The 18016-nt window shown below is 70.2% G+C and carries 18 protein-coding genes and 7 pseudogenes; 10 read left to right on the forward strand and 15 right to left on the reverse strand.

The window, feature by feature from the left end:
- Window positions 1–118 precede the first annotated feature (118 nt).
- Window positions 119–1108, reverse strand: a complete 990-nt coding sequence (locus tag OG448_RS30165) for a GlxA family transcriptional regulator (protein ID WP_405558529.1) — start codon at window positions 1106–1108, stop codon at window positions 119–121.
- 154 nt (window positions 1109–1262) lie between these two features.
- Between OG448_RS30165 and OG448_RS30170 the strand changes: the two genes are divergently transcribed.
- From OG448_RS30170 to OG448_RS30185, 4 genes and pseudogenes are all read left to right on the forward strand, one after another.
- The gene (locus OG448_RS30170) at window positions 1263–1703 is read left to right on the forward strand and encodes an OsmC family protein (RefSeq protein ID WP_391292920.1); all 441 of its coding nucleotides are present in this window, start codon (window positions 1263–1265) and stop codon (window positions 1701–1703) included.
- Window positions 1704–1848: 145 nt separating this feature from the next.
- Window positions 1849–2778, forward strand: a complete 930-nt coding sequence (locus OG448_RS30175; RefSeq protein ID WP_405558531.1) for an amidohydrolase family protein — start codon at window positions 1849–1851, stop codon at window positions 2776–2778.
- Between the two features lie 185 nt (window positions 2779–2963).
- Window positions 2964–3017: pseudogene (locus tag OG448_RS30180) on the forward strand (hypothetical protein); the annotation flags it as partial.
- A 465-nt stretch (window positions 3018–3482) separates the two neighbouring features.
- Window positions 3483–4820, forward strand: coding sequence for an APC family permease (locus OG448_RS30185; RefSeq protein WP_405559049.1), 1338 nt, complete (start codon window positions 3483–3485; stop codon window positions 4818–4820).
- A 65-nt stretch (window positions 4821–4885) separates the two neighbouring features.
- On the opposite strand, the pseudogene OG448_RS30190 reads toward OG448_RS30185, so the two are convergent.
- The 3 pseudogenes from OG448_RS30190 to OG448_RS30200 all read right to left on the reverse strand — a co-directional run.
- Window positions 4886–5353, reverse strand: a pseudogene (locus OG448_RS30190) (hypothetical protein); the annotation flags it as partial.
- A pseudogene (locus OG448_RS30195) lies at window positions 5350–5487 on the reverse strand (hypothetical protein); the annotation flags it as partial. The pseudogenes OG448_RS30195 and OG448_RS30190, both read right to left, overlap by 4 nt.
- Window positions 5488–5569: 82 nt before the next feature.
- Window positions 5570–5794, reverse strand: a pseudogene (locus OG448_RS30200) (hypothetical protein); the annotation flags it as partial.
- Window positions 5795–6001: 207 nt separating this feature from the next.
- Here OG448_RS30200 and OG448_RS30205 point away from each other — a divergent pair.
- Both OG448_RS30205 and OG448_RS30210 read left to right on the forward strand, forming a co-directional pair.
- Window positions 6002–6742: an SDR family oxidoreductase gene (locus OG448_RS30205; protein WP_405558533.1), complete on the forward strand. Its 741-nt coding sequence runs from the start codon at window positions 6002–6004 to the stop codon at window positions 6740–6742.
- A 46-nt stretch (window positions 6743–6788) separates the two neighbouring features.
- Entirely contained in the window at window positions 6789–7685 is an 897-nt protein-coding gene (locus OG448_RS30210) for an SDR family oxidoreductase (protein WP_405558535.1), read from the forward strand.
- 106 nt (window positions 7686–7791) lie between these two features.
- Here OG448_RS30210 and OG448_RS30215 read toward each other — a convergent pair whose 3' ends face one another.
- The 6 genes and pseudogenes from OG448_RS30215 to OG448_RS30240 all read right to left on the reverse strand — a co-directional run bounded on the left by OG448_RS30215 (window position 7792) and on the right by OG448_RS30240 (window position 11932).
- Window positions 7792–8058: a hypothetical protein gene (locus OG448_RS30215; protein WP_405559072.1), complete on the reverse strand. Its 267-nt coding sequence runs from the start codon at window positions 8056–8058 to the stop codon at window positions 7792–7794.
- Window positions 8059–8712: 654 nt separating this feature from the next.
- Window positions 8713–9233 (reverse strand): annotated as a pseudogene (locus OG448_RS30220) (IS982 family transposase); the annotation flags it as partial.
- Entirely contained in the window at window positions 9230–9595 is a 366-nt protein-coding gene (locus OG448_RS30225; RefSeq protein WP_405558537.1) for a hypothetical protein, read from the reverse strand. The gene OG448_RS30225 and the pseudogene OG448_RS30220, both read right to left, overlap by 4 nt.
- A 1-nt stretch (window position 9596) precedes the next feature.
- Window positions 9597–10082 (reverse strand): TetR/AcrR family transcriptional regulator, encoded by a 486-nt coding sequence (locus OG448_RS30230; protein ID WP_405558539.1) that lies wholly within the window; start codon window positions 10080–10082, stop codon window positions 9597–9599.
- A gap of 201 nt (window positions 10083–10283) precedes the next feature.
- Window positions 10284–11306, reverse strand: coding sequence for a CU044_5270 family protein (locus OG448_RS30235; RefSeq protein ID WP_405558541.1), 1023 nt, complete (start codon window positions 11304–11306; stop codon window positions 10284–10286).
- Window positions 11303–11932 carry an RNA polymerase sigma factor gene (locus OG448_RS30240; RefSeq protein ID WP_405558543.1) on the reverse strand — a complete coding sequence of 210 codons (630 nt, stop codon included), beginning with the start codon at window positions 11930–11932 and terminating at the stop codon, window positions 11303–11305. Before OG448_RS30240 ends, OG448_RS30235 begins: the two co-directional genes overlap by 4 nt.
- A 724-nt stretch (window positions 11933–12656) precedes the next feature.
- Here OG448_RS30240 and OG448_RS30245 point away from each other — a divergent pair.
- Window positions 12657–12857 carry a hypothetical protein gene (locus OG448_RS30245; RefSeq protein WP_405558545.1) on the forward strand — a complete coding sequence of 67 codons (201 nt, stop codon included), beginning with the start codon at window positions 12657–12659 and terminating at the stop codon, window positions 12855–12857.
- Window positions 12858–13258: 401 nt separating this feature from the next.
- On the opposite strand, the gene OG448_RS30250 is transcribed toward OG448_RS30245, so the two are convergent.
- Together OG448_RS30250 and OG448_RS30255 are read right to left on the reverse strand one after the other, a co-directional pair.
- The gene (locus tag OG448_RS30250) at window positions 13259–14380 is read right to left on the reverse strand and encodes a GNAT family N-acetyltransferase (RefSeq protein ID WP_405558546.1); all 1122 of its coding nucleotides are present in this window, start codon (window positions 14378–14380) and stop codon (window positions 13259–13261) included.
- Window positions 14381–14467: 87 nt separating this feature from the next.
- Complete coding sequence (locus OG448_RS30255; protein ID WP_405558548.1) at window positions 14468–14992, reverse strand: GNAT family N-acetyltransferase; 525 nt, start codon at window positions 14990–14992, stop codon at window positions 14468–14470.
- A 143-nt stretch (window positions 14993–15135) separates the two neighbouring features.
- Here OG448_RS30255 and OG448_RS30260 point away from each other — a divergent pair, with 143 nt between their 5' ends.
- Complete coding sequence (locus OG448_RS30260) at window positions 15136–15624, forward strand: GNAT family N-acetyltransferase (RefSeq protein ID WP_405558550.1); 489 nt, start codon at window positions 15136–15138, stop codon at window positions 15622–15624.
- A 148-nt stretch (window positions 15625–15772) separates the two neighbouring features.
- Window positions 15773–16036: pseudogene (locus OG448_RS30265) on the forward strand (IS630 family transposase); the annotation flags it as partial.
- A 26-nt stretch (window positions 16037–16062) separates the two neighbouring features.
- Here the strand turns inward: OG448_RS30265 and OG448_RS30270 are convergent.
- Complete coding sequence (locus OG448_RS30270) at window positions 16063–16323, reverse strand: hypothetical protein (RefSeq protein WP_405558552.1); 261 nt, start codon at window positions 16321–16323, stop codon at window positions 16063–16065.
- A gap of 215 nt (window positions 16324–16538) precedes the next feature.
- Here OG448_RS30270 and OG448_RS30275 point away from each other — a divergent pair, with 215 nt between their 5' ends.
- Window positions 16539–17402 (forward strand): hypothetical protein, encoded by an 864-nt coding sequence (locus tag OG448_RS30275; protein ID WP_405558554.1) that lies wholly within the window; start codon window positions 16539–16541, stop codon window positions 17400–17402.
- A 15-nt stretch (window positions 17403–17417) separates the two neighbouring features.
- On the opposite strand, the pseudogene OG448_RS30280 reads toward OG448_RS30275, so the two are convergent.
- Together OG448_RS30280 and OG448_RS30285 are read right to left on the reverse strand one after the other, a co-directional pair.
- Window positions 17418–17540 (reverse strand): annotated as a pseudogene (locus OG448_RS30280) (IS5/IS1182 family transposase); the annotation flags it as partial.
- Between the two features lie 93 nt (window positions 17541–17633).
- Entirely contained in the window at window positions 17634–18005 is a 372-nt protein-coding gene (locus tag OG448_RS30285; protein ID WP_405558555.1) for a hypothetical protein, read from the reverse strand.
- Between the last annotated feature and the right edge of the window lie 11 nt (window positions 18006–18016).

Consider the following 18016-nt stretch of genomic DNA (forward strand, 5'->3'; position numbering starts at 1 on the left):
CTCCACCCTCCTCTCACCGCCCGCCCCGGGGCCGCGCCGCGACGGCCAGGAAGCCCACCGAAACGGCCATGGCCGCCGGCCGGTGCGCGACCGTCGGCCTCGGTCCGCGACACGCCGGTCACGGCGGTGGAGCGGGTGTGCGGGAGCCCGTGCCGGTCGTCGCGAAGCGGTGCTGGTACTTGGTCGGGGAGATGCCCAGGTGGCGGGCGAAGGCCCGGCGCAGGCTCTCGTAGCTGGGGAAGCCCGCCCGGGCGGCGGCCTCGGTGGCGTTGTGGCCGGAGTCCAGCAGGACCTTGGCGATGTCGAAGCGGAGCAGTTCGACGTACTTCATGGGGGTGGTGCCGAGCTCCGTGCGGAACATGCGGGTAAGGTGCCGCGGGCTGACCCGGACGGCCGCGGCGAGGGTGTCCAGGCTGTGCTCCCCCGTCGGGTCCGCCTGCACGGCGTCCTGGACGAGCCGCAGGACGGGCGTGCGCGGGGCCGGTCCCTGCAACGAGGGCGAGAACTGGGACTGACCGCCGGGGCGTTGCATGTAGACCACCAGCGATCGGGCGACGCGGCGGGTGAGGTCCGGCCCGTGGTCCTCCTCCAGGAGGGCCAGGGCGAGGTCGATGCCCGCGGTGACGCCGGCGGAGGTGTAGGTGGCGCCGTCCCTGACGAAGATCGCGTCCGGTTCGACGCGGGCCCGGGGGTGGCGGCGGGCCAGCAGCGCCGTGTGCTGCCAGTGCGTCGTGGCGCGCCTGCCGTCGAGCAGGCCCGCGGCCCCCAGCAGGAAGGCGCCGGTACAGATGGCCGCGACCCGGCCGGCCCGGGAGGCGAGTGCGGCGGTGGCCGCGGTGAGGTCGGGCTCGATGGACTCCTCGGGCAGCCGGTCGCCTCCCACCACCAGGAGGGTGTCGAAGGCGGGCGCGTCGGCCACGTCGGCGTCGACCGGGACGCGCATGCCGATCGACGAGGACACGGGCTTCCCGCCGAGCGAGACGACCGTCAGACGGTAGTCGGCGCCGTACCGGTTGGCCTCGCTGAAGACCTCCGCGGGCCCGGTGAGGTCCAGCATCTTCATGCCGTCGAACGCCAGTACGCCGACGCTGTGTGTCCTGGCCGTCATGTGCTCACCCCGCTGTCGTCCGCGCGCCGCCTCACCTCACATCTTCCTCCCTGTCAGCGACGCCCGCCGACGGGCGGGGAGCGCCGGGGTGAGGATGGCCCGGAGCGGTGATCGCCGGCGGCGGTGACAGCCCGGTGACCGCTACTGTCTCGGCATGACCGACACCTCCCTGCGCTCCGTCACGGTCGAGCGCACCAGCACCGGCCACTTCGTCGCGACGAACGCCCGTGGCGGTACGATCGCCTTCGGCACCGCCTCCGGTCCGGACGCGGACACCGAGTTCACCCCGGTCGAACTGCTGCTCGCCGCGCTCGGGGGCTGCACGGCGGTCGACGTGGATGTCGCCACCAGCCGGCACGCCGAGCCGGACGCGTTCCGCGTGACGGTGACCGGCCACAAGATCACCGACGAGCTGGGCAACCGGCTCACCGACCTGCGGGTCTCCTTCCAGGTCTCCTTCCCGGACGGCGAGGGCGCCGAGCGGGCGCGGGCGATCCTGCCGAGGGCGGTGAAGAGCTCCCACGACCGGCTCTGCACGGTCAGCCGCACGGTGGAGACGGGCACCCCGGTCGCCTCGGAGATCGAGGAGGCCTGAGCCCCTGCGACCCGGACACCGGCCGTGCGGCCTGACCCCCCTGAGACCCTCACCCCGGTCGCCGCGGGCGGGTGACGGATCCCTCACCCGCCCCGCACGGCCGGGGACTGGACCCGCCACCTCCCCCCGGCCGATCGTGGACGCCATGAGCGATCACCGCAGCGCCCCCGCCGACCAGGCCGGTCCCCCTGGGCCCGGCACCCCCGAAGCCGCCGAGATGCGCCGCTTCTGGAGCCGGCTCGGACTGCCCGGCCTGGTCGACGTGCACACGCACTTCATGCCCGAACGCGTCCTGCGCAAGGTCTGGGACTACTTCGACGCGCTCGGCCCGCTCACCGGCGGCATCGAGTGGCCGATCACCTACCGGGCGGAGGAGGAGCAACGGACGGCGCTGCTGCGGGACTTCGGCGTCCGCGCCTTCACGGCGATGCTCTACCCGCACAAGCCCGGCATGGCCCGCTGGCTGAACGAGTGGGCCGTCGACTTCGCCCACCGCACCCCCGGCTGCCTGCACACCTCAACCCTGTTCCCCGAGCCGGACGTGCGGGCGTACGTCGGCGAGGCCGTGGAGGCGGGCGCCCGGGTGTTCAAGGCCCACGTGCAGGTGGGCGCGTACGACCCGGCCGACGACCTCCTCGACGGCGCCTGGGGCCTGCTGGCCGAGGCCGGGATCCCGGTGGTGATCCACTGCGGCTCCGGACCGGCCCCCGGCAAGCACACCGGCCCCGAGCCGATCGCCCGCGTCCTGGCCCGCCACCCGCGGCTGCGCCTGATCGTGGCGCACATGGGGATGCCCGAGTACGAGGACTTCCTCGGCCTCGCCGAGCGGTACGAGCAGGTGCGGCTGGACACGACGATGGCGTTCACCGACTTCGCCGAGCGGATGGCCCCGTTCCCCCACCGCGCCCTGCCCCGGCTCACGGACCTCGCCGACCGCGTCCTGCTCGGCACGGACTTCCCCAACATCCCCTACCCCTACCTCCACCAGCTCGAGGCACTGGAACGCCTGGACCTGGGAGACACCTGGCTCCGCGCGGTGTGCCACGACAACGGGGCACGGCTGTTCGGCGTCTGAGGCGTCGGCGGGGCGCAGGAGGGGGAGGGACACCCGGCGTAGCATGACCGGGACGACGAGTGCGCAGGCCCCGTACCGCCGGTGCCGCTCACTAGGGGGACCTTGTGGAGAGCGACCGTCCGGCCCGACGACTGGAGACGCGCATCGGCTCGGACGACCTGCGGCCGGTCAGGACGCTCCTCGACGTGGAGCGTGCCATCGACGTCGTCAGGGAGCAGGGCGAGGGCGCGGTCAGTTCACCGGCCGACTCCTTCGCCGACGCTCACCCCGCCCACTACTACGCGTTCAGCGAGATCCACCACGGCCGGCAGCTGCGCGTGACCGACCGGGGCTGGACCTTCACCGGGGCGCGCGTCCCCTTCCCCGACACCCGCCCCATGGCGCGGGTCCCGGCCTGCGGCTGGTCCCGCCCGCCGGCGCCGGTAGGGCGGCTCCTTCACCGGTTCGACACCACCTACACCACCGTGCCGACCTCCCTCGACGCCGCCTGGGCGGGCGGCGGCCTCCGCGCCCTGGGCGCGGCCGTCCACGCCATGCGCGGCCTGGAAGAACCCGCCCTGCACCTGATGGACACCCCATCCCCGGCAGGCGGAGCACCTACGGTCCTCAGTTCCACGCGCTGTCTCAGCGCGGACGAGTGCCGGAGTGACCCAGGTGACGGATGGGGAGTGCGTGTTTTCCCGGTCGTGGGGGACACGCGTCATATGTCCTCGGTCCAGAACGCACAGCCGGACACCGCCTCCGGCACCGGCCTCAAGAGAGCCCTCACCACCCCGCTGCTGTACTTCTTCATCCTCGGCGACGTCCTGGGCGCCGGGGTCTACGTCCTGGTGGGGCAGGTCGCCGCGGACGCCGGTGGGGCCGTGTGGGTGCCGCTGCTCGTCGCCCTCCTGCTCGCCCTGCTCACCGCCTCGTCCTACGCGGAGCTGGCCACGAAGTACCCCAAGGCGGGGGGCGCCTCCCACTACGCGACCAAGGCGTTCGGGCCGTTCGCCGGCTTCATCGCCGGTTTCTGCATGCTCGCGGCGGGCGTCGTCTCCGTGGCCGCGCTCGCCCGGGGGTTCGGCGGTGACTACCTGTCGGCGTTCGTCGACCTGCCCGTGGCCGCCGTCGCCGTGGTCTTCCTCGCCCTGCTCGCCGCCCTGAACGCGCGGGGCATCCAGGAGTCGACGCGGGCGAACGTCGTGGCCACCGTGATCGAGGTCGGCGGGCTGCTGATCATCGTCGCCCTCGGCGGTTGGCTGCTGCTGCGGGGCGACGGCGACGTCGGGCGGCTCACCCAGCTCGGCACACCCGGCGAGAACGCGGCGAGTGCCGTGCTCAGCGGGTCCGTCCTCGCCTACTACTCCTTCGTCGGCTTCGAGACGTCCGTGAACGTCGCCGAGGAGACCCGCAACCCGCGGCGCTCCTACCCGCGCGCGCTGTTCGGCGCGCTGGCCACCGCCGGTGCCGTGTACGTCCTGGTCGGCATCGCCGCGTCGGCCGCCGTGCCCACCAGCCGCCTCGCCGCGTCCAGCGGGCCCCTGCTCGAGGTGGTCCACGCGGCGGGCGGGGTACCTCCGCGGCTGTTCAGCGCGATCGCACTGGTGGCCGTCGCCAACGGCGCGCTGCTCACGGGAATCATGTCCTCGCGGCTGGCCTTCGGCATGGCCCGCGACGGGCTGCTGCCCTCGGTGCTGACGAGCGTGCTGCCCGCCCGCCGTACGCCCTGGGTCGCGATCGCGGCCACCACGATCCTGGCGATGGTCCTCGCGGTGACCGGGAGCGTGGCCACGCTGGCCTCCACACTGGTCCTGCTGCTGCTCGTCGTCTTCTTCATGGTCAACGTCGCGGTCCTGGTCCTGCGCCGAGACACCGGTACGGCGGACCACTTCCGCACGCCCACCGTGCTGCCCGTGCTGGGAGCGGTCTCCTGCGTGGTGCTCGCCACCCAGGTCGAGGCCGAGGTCTGGTGGCGGGGGCTCGTGGTGCTCGCCGTGGGCGCCGTGCTCGGCGCGATCAGCCACCGTGCGGCCCGGCGCAAGGCCGCGCCGACGGCGTGACGGCTCCAGCACACCGCCACTGCGTCCGCCGTGTACCGCTCGGTCCGCATGGCCGCATCCTGTGCCGTCAGGGGTGACAGCTGCGCCTCCAGAGCCATGAACGGCCGGTCCTGTTGGTCGAAGACCAGCACGTCCGCCCGCCAGTTCCGGGTCGCGCTGCTGACCTCCAGCTCCGCCCTGAAGCCCGCCGCCCGGGCAGCGGTGGCCAGCTCCAGCATGAGCAGGTGATGCTCCGGCGACTCGTTCGCCGGCGCGCACGTCTCGGGCCGCACCTGGTGGTAGAAGTGTCGGGCCCGGTAGGAGGAGACCCGCGCGAAAACCCGGCCCCCGCACTCCGGACACGCCAGCTCCACCCCGCGACACGGTGGACGTCCGCCCAGGACCGGCCACAGCCGAGATCGTCCAGCGATGCGTCCAGTCGGCCCCACCGCGCGTGCACGGCCGTGTACCCCATCGACGCCCCTCAGCGCACGTCTCCAGAGGGGTGGTGGTGCCGCACACTGGTCGCCGGCCCTTCCGGCCGCCGTCGTCACCCGGAGGTGTTCCAGCGGGTGGTGAACAGGGCGCGCTCCAGGAGATCGGCGGCCGCGTCTGTCGGCCAGCCGGTGACGGTCTTCAACGGCTCGGCTGCCGCCTGCATGAAGGACAGGTACACCTTGTAGCGGTGGGGTGACCAGCCCCCTCCCGCCTACCCGGGCCGCGACCGATCCGTCGGGGTCGTGGCCGGTGTCGCGGCCGACCTGGGCCGCCGGCGTACGCATCCGCTGGGCCAGGACCTGATCGAGGATGAGCGGCCGCAGCCCCTGCCGGGGAGGGACTGCCTGTCCGGCGAAGTACAGGAACTTGGTGAAGAACGAGGGCCCCAGCCCGTTGGACGGCTTCGGGAGGACCTCGTAGGCATGGCGCGCACCGACTGCGCGCAGTGCGGGCTTTCGACGTAGGTACCTTCTCCCACCGGGCCTGTCCGTCGACATGGGAACTAGGTCCGGATTGCAGGGGCGCGTGGGCGGTCGGCGAGCAAGACTTGAACCGTTGATACGCCCAGGCACGCATAGCGACAGTCGCCCACTGACCGATGCCTACGCGTAGGGCCTGAACTCGCGATTTCGTCGTCATGCACGCCTGGTTTGCCGGTGTCGTCCTTTCGTCGGCTCCATCGCATCGCAGAGGGGAGACCTCTTATGTCCACTGCTACCACTGCCCGCGTCGCTGTGATCACCGGAGCGTCCGGCGGCATCGGCCGCTCCGTTGCCGAACGGCTCGCCGCCGACGGTATGAGCGTGCTCGTCGGCTTCTCCGGCAGCCCAGGCCACGCCAAGGAGGTCGTGGACGCGATCACGCAAGCCGGCGGCACGGCGAGCAGCTTCCAGGCCGACGTGGCCGACGAGGAGCAGGTCGCGGCGCTCTTCGACGAGGCGGAGCAGCGTCACGGCGGTGTCGACGTGGTGGTCAATGCCGCCGGCATCATGCTGTTGTCCCCGCTGACGGAGCTGGACCTGGACGACCTCGACCGTATGCACCGGATCAACATCCGCGGAACCTTCGTCGTCGACCAGCAGGCCGCCCTGCGCGTCCGGACCGGCGGCGCGATCATCAACTTCTCCTCCTCCGTGGTGAAGATCGCACTGCCCACCTACACCGCCTACGCAGCCAGCAAGGGCGCCGTCGATGCCATCACCCTGATCCTCGCCAGGGAACTGCGCGGCCGGGACATCACCGTCAACGCCGTGGCTCCCGGGCCCACCGCGACACCGCTCTTCCTCAACGGCAAGGACCAGGAAACCGTCGACCACCTGGCGCACATGGCCCCGCTGGAGCGACTGGGAGGTCCGGCAGACATCGCCGAAGCCGTCTCCTTCCTCGCCGGCCCGGCCCGCTGGATCAACGGACAGGTCATCTACGTCAACGGCGGCGTCATATGAACCCGGTCCAACCCTGCTCGCTCACCCGCAACGGAGTGATCACATCATGCCGAAGAACATTGTCGTCACCGGAGCATCGAGCGGATTCGGTGCCATGACGGCCACCGCCCTGGCCGACGCCGGCCACCTCGTCTACGCGGGCATGCGCGGCACCCAGGGGCACAACGCCGACGCCGTCCAACGCACCCTCGACTACGCCAAGCAGCGCAACGTCGAACTGCGCCCGGTCGAGCTCGACGTCTCTAACCAGCACTCCGTCGGTGAAGGCATCAATCGGATCTACTCCGAAGCCGGACACCTCGACGTGGTGATCCACAATGCCGGCCACATGGTGCTGGGCCCCGCGGAAGCGTTCACCCCCGAACAGCTCGCCGAGGCCTACGACGTCAACGTGCTGTCCACTCAGCGAGTCAACCGTGCTGTTCTTCCACACTTCCGGCAACGACGGGACGGCCTGCTGATCTGGGTCGGCTCCAGCAGCACTCGCGGCGGGACACCGCCCTACCTCGCGCCCTACTTCGCGGCCAAAGCGGCCGAGGACTCCCTCGCCGTCAGCTACGCGGCCGAGCTGACCCGCTTCGGCATCGAGACCACCATCATCGTTCCCGGCTCCTTCACCACCGGCACGAACCACTTCGCTCACGCCGGCCACCCCGCCGACACCGACATCGCCGCCGCCTACGAGGAACGCTATGCCGGACTCCTGGACCAGGTCGCGGCCCGGCTGGCCGATCTCGCTCCGCCGGACGCCGACCCCCAGGAAGTCGCCCGGCAGATCGTTCGGGTCGTCGATCTGCCAAAGGGCGAGCGCCCCTTCCGCGTCCACATCGACCCCGCCAACGACGGCGCCGAAGAAGTCAACAAGATCGGTGACCGCATCCGCGAGGAGTTCTACGAGCGGATCGGCCTGAGCGACCTGCTCCACCCGGCCACGGATAGCTGACCCGCTCGCCCGCGGGGTGGCCACCGACCAATGACAGCAGCGTGTCCGCGGCGGCCGAGTCGCCGGGCTGGCGTGGCTTCGAGCAGCGCTTGGGCGCTCTCGAGGATTACTGGCCGGGGTGAACAGCCTGGACGCCGGTGCCCGCGTAGGCCTTGGGTGTCAGCGTGAGCAGAAACTGTCCGCTTGGAGGGGCGGCCGAGGGCCTGGAAGCGTGGATGGCGTGGACGGCGGCCCGGGAGTGCCCGAAGCGCAGGAGTTCGGTGGCGGTGACCGCGGCGTCGGTGTCGAACGCCTCGATCCGGATGAACCGCAGCCCCTTGATGTAGCCGAGCAGGCCGGGCCGCTCGGCGTCACCGGCCGTCAGGGACAGCACCGGCGCGTACAGGCTGCCAAGTCCGCCGGAGGCTTGGACGTAGAACGCGGCACCCCCGCGTCGGCGGGGAGGATCAGGTCTTGACGGGGAAGTGCGCCGCGGGCTTCGAAAGCACCCCTGCGTCGGCGGGGAGGACTCCACCAGGTTCTGCGCCAGCTGCTTGAACGCCGGAGCACCCCCGTGTGGGGGAGGAGCGGGATCACGCCCCGCAAGCTCACGGCTCGTACGGCCTTCCCGGCCCCACCCGGGCGGGGCCGTACGGCCCTGGGAACGGCCATCGGACGGCCCGCTCTGCCGTCCCGGCCGGGACACCCTCTGACAGGCCGCCAGGCCCGGAACCCCCGCCATTCCGGCGGTGCGCCGGCGCCGGCCCGTCATGGCCCCGGGGACCGGAGCGATGCGAGTGTCTTCCTGCGCTGCTCCCTGCTCCGGTTCGTCCGGGGCAGGCAGCAGCAGCCGTTCCCCGCTGATGCGCCGCCCCGCGGTGCCCAGAGGCGATGGCCCCGCGAGGGGCGCGATCGCCCGACCCGGCCTGCCGGGACAGGACATGTGAGCCGCGCGGCTCCCCACACCGCGCACGGTCTTGCTTCCCGTCCCGGCAGGCTCCGCCCGGGGCAGGACATGCGACCCGCCCGGTCCGAGGACCGCGCACCGACGCTCGCCGAGCTTGGGGCTGGCCAGGCACCAGGTGACCGGCATGCCCTCGGCGGTAGTCAGCAGGTACAGCCGGAAGCCCCAGAAGAACCGCGAGTGGCTGCGGCAGTAGCCGTAGCCGGTGTGTCCGGCCAGCTCGGAGCGTTTGACCGTCTCGCGGGAGGCCGCGCACGGCAGCGGGGCGGAGTCGATCAGCCGCAGGTCGTCGTGCCAGCTGGGCACCTGCCTGGCCAAGGCCTCGATCACGTAGGAGATCAGTGGCCCGGCCGCGTTCAGGCGCTTGGTGTGGCCCGACTGCTGCGGCAGGTAGGGGAACAGGTGCCGCAGCCGGGCGTGGGCGAATGGGAGCCAGTGCCGGGCCGAGGGGGGAAGCCCAACAGCACTTGCGCCACGACCAGGCACAGCAGTTCCGCGTCCGACAGCTTCGGCGGTCGCCCTGTCCGGCGACGAGGCGGCACATGGTCGTCGATGAACACATTCAGGGCCGCCAGAAGGCGTCCCAGCCGGAAGTCACGGTTCAGCCGCGGGCGATTGACTGTTCGATGAGGGCCACCGTGGCGCGGGGATCGTCGACCTCGATGACAAGGCGGTCGTAGCCTTCGGCGTCGGCGAGTTCGATGACGACCGCCTTGTCGGGGTTCTTCACGTCCCAGAAGAGGCGTTCACCGTCGCGGCGGAAGCGGCCGGCGGTGATCACACCAGGGAAGTGGGTGCCACCGACGCGGATGCCCTTCGGTTCGCGGGCGATGCCGGGGTCGTGGGTGGCGCCACGCACGTGGGTGAGGGGGATTTCCAGGCGGCTCTTGAAAGTCCAGAGCTTGTCGAGGCCCTGGAATTCGGCGGTCAGTAGGCCGCGTTCGCGGTCGATGGAGATCAGGGCCATGTCAGTGCTCCTTGGGGGCGGTCGGCTGGGCGCGCAGGCGCAGGCGGGTACCGAGGACAGTGGAGGCGAGTTGAGGGGCGGCGTCACCGTGAGAGGGGCGCAGGGCCTCCTCCAGCGCGGTGATGCCTTCCGCGACCAGCGCGGCAACCTCTGGGTCGTGGGGGGCGCGTTCGGCGGCGGCAAGGAGGAGAAGTCCGGCGGCCGGACCGTTGTCGTACGAGGCAATGGCTGCTGTCAGTGCCCGCGCGGGGTCGGTGAGGGTGGCGATGGCGGCGCTGGTCGGGTGGATCTCGTGGTCGAGGTGGTTGCGCAGGGCGGTTAGATGCAGGCCCCGTTTGGAGCCGAAGACTTTGTAGAGACTGCCTCGGTGGATGCCGGTGGCTGTGACCAGGTCGTCCACCGAGGTGCCCTCGTAGCCGTGGGCGGCGAAGAGGGCGGCTGCGGTACTGACGGCCTGATCGGTGTCGAAGGCGCGTGGTCGTCCCATGCCCATGACCGTATGCGATTAAAGAACGACCAGTCAAGAACGAACGTTCTTTTACGGGAGGTGCAGGGAAGCTGACTCTTCGCTGGGGACGCCCCTGGCGGTGCCCTCGACGGGACGCAGCACGCGAACCACTCGAAGCCGTCCGAGCCCTCTCCCGTTGATGCCGCCTGGCGTTGTGCGCCAAGCGGCATCAACGGGACGTCAGCGGGACGCGGCCCGGGCGGGCACCTCGCCCTTGGCGTCGACGACGGCGGTCTCCATCACGGCGCTGCTGCCGAACAGGGTCTCCTTCGTGATGCCCCGGTCGGGATCGGTGAGGTAGTAACGGGAGCCGAGCAGGGCCAGGGTCTCCTTGTCGAAGATCCACTCGTCGCGGGTCGCGAAGCCGGTGTCGTCGAGGGTGATGGCGATGCCGTGCCGGCCGGCCGCGTCGACGGCGTCCGGGATCTCCCGCACCCCGGGCAGTCTCGCGGCCGCCCGGTAGAAGGCGGCTGCGTTGGCGGGCGGCATGACAGCGCCGCTGATCAGGTCCCCGATCAGGGAGAAGACCGCCTGGTCCCGGGACTCGCCCTCGACCGGCCTGGCCTCCTTGTGGAGCCGGCGCAGCAGGGCGTCGGTGTCGGTGGGCAGCGAGGTCAGCCACCGGTAGGTGGGGTGGTGAAGGCCCGCCGGGACGGCGTCGGGGGACTCGACGGGGAGCATCTGGTCCGGCATGATCGCGTCCTTGCCGCTGGCCCGGATCCAGCCGGTGACATGGAGCGGGCCGGGGTCCTGCGCAGTCCACCGCTCCTCGGTGTGCAGGGCGCCGAGCCGCACGGGGCCGCTGAAGTCGCCCGTGTTGGAACGCTCCAGTGTCCTGACGTACACGAACTGGTCGTCCCGCACCCGGATCGTGTCGCTCGCCATGGCGGCCGTGGCGATCCGGTTCAGGGTGACGGAGGCGCTGGCGGTCGCGGACGGGGTCGTCCCGGCCGCCGGGGCACGGCCGTCTACGGAGACGGCCACGAGCAGGGCGCCCGCCAGGGCCGCGGAGGCCAGGGGCGCCAGGACGGCCGGGCGGGCGAACCGGCGCCGCGCAGCGGGCCGTACCGGGGTCCGTACGGAAAGGTCCTGACTCTGGTCCTGATTGATCTGCTGCATCAGTACGTCCTTGAAGTGACGGTGGCGCTCCGGCGGGAGGTCCCATTCCGCCGGGGTCGTCAGCAGTTCCTCGGCCTCGCTCATCGGGTCTCCTCTCGCAGGAACAGGGCCGCGAGCGCGGCCTCACTCTCCATCTCTCCGTGGGCCGGGGGCGGTTCCGCCTCCGCACTCAGCCGGGCGAGCCGGGCGCGCGCCCGCGACAGCCGGGACCGCACGGTCCCGACGGGCACGCCCAAGGCCTCGGCGGCCTGCTGGTAGTCGAGGCCGGCCGACACGCACAGCGCGAACACCTCGCGGTCCTGCCTCTTGAGCCGGCCCAGGGCGCGGTGCACCAGCGCGAGCCGCCGCGCATCGTCGATCCGGCCTGCGGTCTCCTCGGCGAAGTCCTCGACCGGGCGCGGCTCCGGACTGCGCGCCAGGAACGCGAGCCTGCGCCGCAGGCCCCGGTTGGCGTTGTACGCCTTGTGCGTGGCGATGCCGAGCAGCCAGGGCTTGAGCGAGCCGCCGTCCATCTGCACGGTCTCCCTGGTCCGCCAGGCGGCGAGAAAGGTCTCGGACATCGCCTCCTCGGCCTCCGCCCAGTTGCCGGTCAGCCGTAGGGCGTGGTTGTAGACCGCCCGCGCGTACCGGTCGTACAGCTCGCCGAAGGCCGCCCGGTCCCCGGCCCGTATCCGTGCCCGCTCAGGTTCAGCCGTTTCTGTTTCCCTCACACCGGTAACGCTCCGCTCCGCCGCTCCGAGTTCCTGAGTGCTGAGTCACATGGCGTACCGTGCGGAGCACATACGCTGCGCGCCATGGAACAGCGCGAGGTCATCCAGAACGTCGTCGGTACCCTCACCGAGGCACTGGAGATGCGGCGGCAGGTCCGCGAGCACCCCGGACCAGCAGGTTCCCTGAGCGGGGCCGTCTCCGCACTGCTCGTGGAGACCCTCCCACAGATCCACCTCCCGGCGGCCGCCAGTGGCCACGCGGCGGCGGACGCCGGTCGGCCCCGCGCACGCGGGGATGGTCCGCCCGAACCGGGCCCGGTATGGACGCGGGAGACGTTGCCCCCGCACGCGGGGATGCTCCGGCGGAGAAGCCGGGCCCGGCGCCGGAACCCACGTCGCCCCCGCGCACGCGGGATGGTCCGGAGGAGATCGCGGTGGCTGTGGACGCGGGAACGGAGGCGTTTGTCGGCGACTTCGGGAGTCACTTCGTGACGAGGCTGCATGATCAATGTCGATGAGTTGGGGGAGTCACCGCACCCGTTGTCGGTCTGCCCGGAGTGTGGTCCGCCACTCGTGGCGATTGTGCAGAGAAGCACCGGACTCCTCCGGCGAGCCTGGTTCGGGGCTGCCCGCACCGTGAGACTGGCAGCCAGCCGGACGGCCTGCCCGCAGCAGTGTGCCGGCCGCCGAACCTCAATGGCCCGTCATCGTTCAAGGAGACAAGATGCGTCTGCGCCAGCGCGCGATCGCCGCCGTGTTCATGAGCACCGCGGTCTTCACCGCCCTCGCTGCCCAGGCCATGGCCGCCCCCATGCCCTGGGAAACCAGCAAGGCTCCCACGGCCACCACTCACCACGTCCCCTCCGCAGCGGCCAGCGGCAGCGGCACAGCCATCGTGCTGTGCTCCGGCAGCTGTTACGAGTAGAGGGCCCTGCAGAGGGTCTCAAAGCGAGGAGGGCTCGGGGACTTCGCGACCTCCGAGCCCGTCGCTGGCCACTGACCAGCAGGCGCACAAGGTGGCAACCGCTGGAAGCAGTGCGTGACTCCCAAAGTCACGTGCATCAGCCGACCGCGTGCGCGTGCGACTCCCAATCTCGTGTCGAAACGACGTCTACTCGCATACATAGCCACCGCGGATCTGCATGTGGCCACAGAGTCGCCCGACTTCGGCTGACCCGCCGACAGCGGGGGCTGGCCCCAGATGCAGGCCTGCCTCGGTGCGACGCCGCCGCGCCCGCAAGGATGGTCCCCACTTACCTGGTGCTGCTCCGCGCAAGTTCCCGGGGGGCTTGCGGAAGGCGAGTATGGACGCGACGGGTCGGTCTGTCAGGTGAACGAGAAGCGCGCCGCGGCTTCGGCAGGAGTGGCTCCTTGCCGGCGCCCGGGGACGTCGTGAACGGCGTGTGCGCCTTCGGAGCGCAGTTGGCCAGCCCCAGCATGCCGGGCCATCACCGCGGCGAAGGCGTGGACGTCGGCGGTGGTGATGTCGGCGCGGCATCGCCTCGCGTGCTGTTCGAGGAGCGTGCCGAGGTCCGGGGTGAATCGCAGCATGATCACTGGAGTGTTGAAGCGCCTGGCGATGGTGATGAGGCGAGTGCGCGCCTGAGGAGTTACGTTCGTGGACTCAGCGACTGCCGTTTGTCCGCCGGCGAGCCGGGCGGCGATCCGTCGGTCACGTTCCATGAAGATCCGAGCGTCCGCCGCGTCGGTATTCGCTTCAGCAGGTGAGGTGCCAAAGAGCTCCGCGCGGATCTCGTCGCTGGACACCACGGCGTCCTCGTCGATGTGCCCGCGCGCGATCAGGGCTCGGACGAAGCTGCTTTTTCCCGAAGCCGGCGGGCCGACGAGGACCACGAGTCCCGCCCGCACTCGGGTCGGCCCGACGCCAGCCGGCGCGTGAGGCTTCGGATGGAGGTCGCCCGCGCAGTCCGGGGCGGGCAGGTCGCGGATGTACCGGTCGAACCGGTCACCGTCCGTGCCCAGGGCTTGCCCGACGTAGGTGAAGCCCGCCCTGTGGGCGACCGCTGCCGAGCCCGTGTTGTCCGGAGCCACCTGGATCACGGCCTGATCCGCTCCTTCGGCTGCCGCATAGCGGCATACCAGGAGAACTGCGCGTGTCGCCAGGCCCCGACCACGCCAGGCGGGGTAGAGCCCGCAAGCGACGTTCACCTGCCCAGCGGTGAGGCCGGGCATCTCGAACCGGAGGTCGATCGTTCCCGCGAGTGCCTGCTCTGCGCCGACACGGATTCCGAAGGTGCGCAGTGGTCCATCGATGGCCCACTGCTCCATGCAGTGGTGGACGTACCTCACGGTGCCGGCCTGAGTACCCGGTCCGCCGTTCAACCAGCGCACCAAGAGGTCGTCCTCGCCCGCCAAGTGGGCCCGGACATCAGCCGGGCTCAGCGACGACAGGAAGAGATTGCCGTCGGCCAACGTCAGATCACACACGCCACGACTTTCCGCGCTTCGACGCTCGTCATGCAATCGAATATGTCGTTCTCACGGAATCTCGGCAGCCGGTAGGTTCGTCCGTCTTCAGAGGGAGGCGTGCGTCGGGGCCGCTCGTGGTGGACCGTTGTGTGCAGACCTGCACTCCATCAGCAACTGGCTCCCCCACGGGCCGACGGGGCGAAAGCCCGCCTTGCTCCACGCCCTGATGGCCCAGCGGTTGGACGCTTCAGGATCGACGGTCACCCGGTCCCATCCCGCGACGGTATGAAGGTGCCGGACGAGGGCGCGGGCGGCGTCCGGGCCGTACCCCTGGCCCTGTGCGTGAGGCAACAGCACCATGTCGATGCCGCCTTCGTGAGGGCCGGCAGTGACGTACTGAGCGTAACCCAAGGGCTCGGCGCCCTTGAGGACCAGCAACGAGACCACCGCGGGACGCCGCCTTCCCGTGTACTTGGCGGCCACTTCCTCGCGGGTGAGAGGCCGTCCGCCCCAGTTGCGGACGAACTCGGGGTCGGCGAACCACTTGGCAAGCAACGACAGGTGCTCCTCCGTGGCGGGGATGAGCGAGGTTACCTCGCCCACGATGCCGCCCTCTGGGGTGTCCTTCACGGAATGCCGACCCCTTTCGTACGCATGTCCCTCCATCCTTCCAGCACGAGGGCGGTGCGGCGAGGAGACGGTGCGGAGCGAGGAAATTTGTGTTGCACCGATTTTGGGCGGGGGAGGATGCTGCCCTGTCGGAGGTGCTCCAAGTGATCAGTGTTGTGTTGGGACTGACTGTGCGGGATCTGGTGCACGCAGATCTGGCGTCGTGCGGCTGGGCAGGCTCCGCCCGCCACCTCGACTGCGTTGCCGAGCAGTTGGACCGTAGAGGGCGCGGTGATGTCGACTATCTGGCTGTCTGCGCCCGCGCGGACATCCCGATCGCCAAGGGCGGTGTCGACTACCGGGCCAAGAGCGGCGTGGGAACGCTGTGGCAACTCGCCGTGCACCCCGCACTGCAGTCCTGCGGCGTGGGCACTGTTCTCATCGAGGCTGCGGAACAGCGGATCAAGAACCGAGGGCTGCGTCAGGCGGAGCTGGGTGTGGAGGACGGCAACCCACGTGCCCGTGCCCTCTACGAGAGGTTGGGCTACCGTGCCTATGACCGCCAACCGGACGCATGGGACGAACAGGCTCCCGACGGAACACTGCGCCGCCACGAGACGATGTGCACCATGATGCGCAAGGATCTGTCGTAAGACGTCGTCTTTTCGGGGCGAGCCATGCCACCACCTCCGGGTACAGAACCGGGCTTCCGACGGAACCGATAGGCAGAGAGGCTACTGGGGTGCTTTGGAGATCCCCGAGAGGCCGCAGGTGTCCGAGAGCTTCGCATACGGCATCCCGCTCGAGCTGTGCTTCACCCCGACCTACGCCTCGTGGGCGAACCCGATCGAGGCACACTTCGGACCACTGCGGCAGTTCACCATCGCCAACTCCCACCACTACAACCACGCGGTCCAGACCCGGGCCCTGCACGCCTGCCTCCGCTGGCGCAACGCCAACGCCCGCCCCCGCGACGTCCTAGCCGCCGAACGCAAGGAACGCGCCCGCATCCGCAGCGAAAAGGGCATCCGCTGGGGCGGACGCCCCCTTGTAATCGCAGCTTGAGCAGGCTGCCCCGATGATCTGCGGGGTCACACACTCATGCCGTAGCCAAGCTCCTCAGCCCCGATGTGCCAGCAGGAGTTCTCGTCGGCAACGGCCTTGGCGTCAGGCACCCCAAATTGTTCCAGCAGCGCTTCAGCGAGCGCGTCGGCGGCCTGCTCGGCCAGGTCCACGGTCTCGTCTTCGCTCTGACCGTCACCGGGCCCCTCGTATGCAGCGGCCTCACCAGCGGCTTCCTCATAAGCGCGGTTGAAGGCAACGAACGCCTCAACGCTGGAGTTGAGGAACACCGCCCTCCGGCAGACACCACAGCGAGCCGTCATCACGCCGTAGGGCGAGCGCGCTCAGCCCTGGGTCGACCGTGACCAGGGCATACCGCGCACCGTCGACCGTGCGTTCCACAAAAGGGGAGTGTCAGTGAGTGTTTGAAAACCGGGTCGGCGAGGAGGGCATGGAAGCAGTCAACTGCTGCCCTTAGGCTGACCGGTTGGCTAAAGTCAGGTTCATGCCAGAGCCTGATTCCAGCCCACCCGGTGATGGTGCGTCGGACCTCCGCATGTGGGATCCCGAACCGCTGACTGTGCGCCAGCGTGCTGCCGCCGTGGCGATCGGTGCCTTACTCGCGGGTGCCGGGGGTGTCGCAGTCTTCATCAGCAAGAACCAGGCCGGCAGCGGCATCCTGCTGCTCGCCGGGGCCGTCTTCCTGCTTGTCGCTGTCAGCGGCATGCCCCTGCTGGGCGCGCGTTTCCAGGAGTTCGAGGTGCGCCTGGCCTGGCGTCGCCGGCAATCGGCCCTGCAAACCGCCGCCCGTCTCCCGACCGAGGAGAGCCGACGGCTGCTGGAGATCATCAACGAGGTCCATCCCGGTTCCACCGCCGATCCCTTCCTGACGCTGATCGAATCGCTGCTCTTCGAAGGACGGGTGAAGGACGCGGTCATCGCCTCTGCAGAGCAGGGAGAGCGGATTGAGAGTCACCCGGCGGCAGATGTCGGAGAACCACTGATCGATTGGGTATCCCGGTCCGGGGACGCCCGGATCGGGATCTTCGCGATGTTCGTCACCACCGACACCGTCGACGTTCCCCAGGCATTGAGCGACCAGTTCCTGCGCCGACTGCGCCATTCCGGCTGCGACGCCCTGATCTGGATCACCTGCGCCCGCGACGAAGGAGACCTCCCCGTGTTGGCCGACCAGGTCCTGCGCGAGCTGGACCTGCCCGTCGCCATCGAAGTATGGGCGCCAGGAGACAGCCATCAACTGCTGCGCCCGACGATCGACCGACTGTCGGCTCAGGTGAACGCCTCCGCGACGCGAGCACGAGCACCCCATCAGACTCGCGGCGAGCCGGGCGAGTCGAACCGCGGGTGATCTGTTGGGTTAGGACTTCTTCGACCAGTCGGTGTGAGGTCCTTTGCGGGTGAGCCTGCGGGTCATGAGGGTGATGAGTGCCCAGGTCAGGTGGGCTTCGGAGTGCTGGGGCAGGCGTTCGTAGTCGCGGACGTTGCGCCAGCGCCTGGACATGGAGCTGACCGGTATCGACTACATCGCTGCCAAGTTCTGGTGGTGGGCACGATAGTTGTCACCAAGGCAGGCACGTTGTCACTTCGCGTGAGTGGCTGGCTCTGCCGGGGGCTCGCTTCTCGCGACGCCGGTGCAGGCCAGTACTGCGGTGGCGGTGGCGTTGAGGAAGAGCATGAACGTCCAGGACGTGTCGGTTGCGTCGATGCGCCCGAGGCGGAGAGGCTCTTCTGCTGCATGGGAAAGGATGTCGACGGTGGCGGCGAGGGCCAGCGTCGGCTGGCCGCGCTTTTGGGTGATGCGGAGCCGCGTCCGGTAGGTATGTGCCAGGCGGTCGGCAGGAACCAGGCCGTCCCAGACGACGAAGGTCCCGTCGGCGATCAACGCGTCACGCGCAGGTCCACATGCCGTTGTCTGCTCACCGAGCATCTCGGCGAGCTCATCGCGCGTCACGCCTCGACCTG

Origin of the sequence: Streptomyces sp. NBC_01171 (genome assembly GCF_045039805.1) — a bacterium.
Taxonomy (GTDB): Bacteria; Actinomycetota; Actinomycetes; order Streptomycetales; family Streptomycetaceae; genus Streptomyces.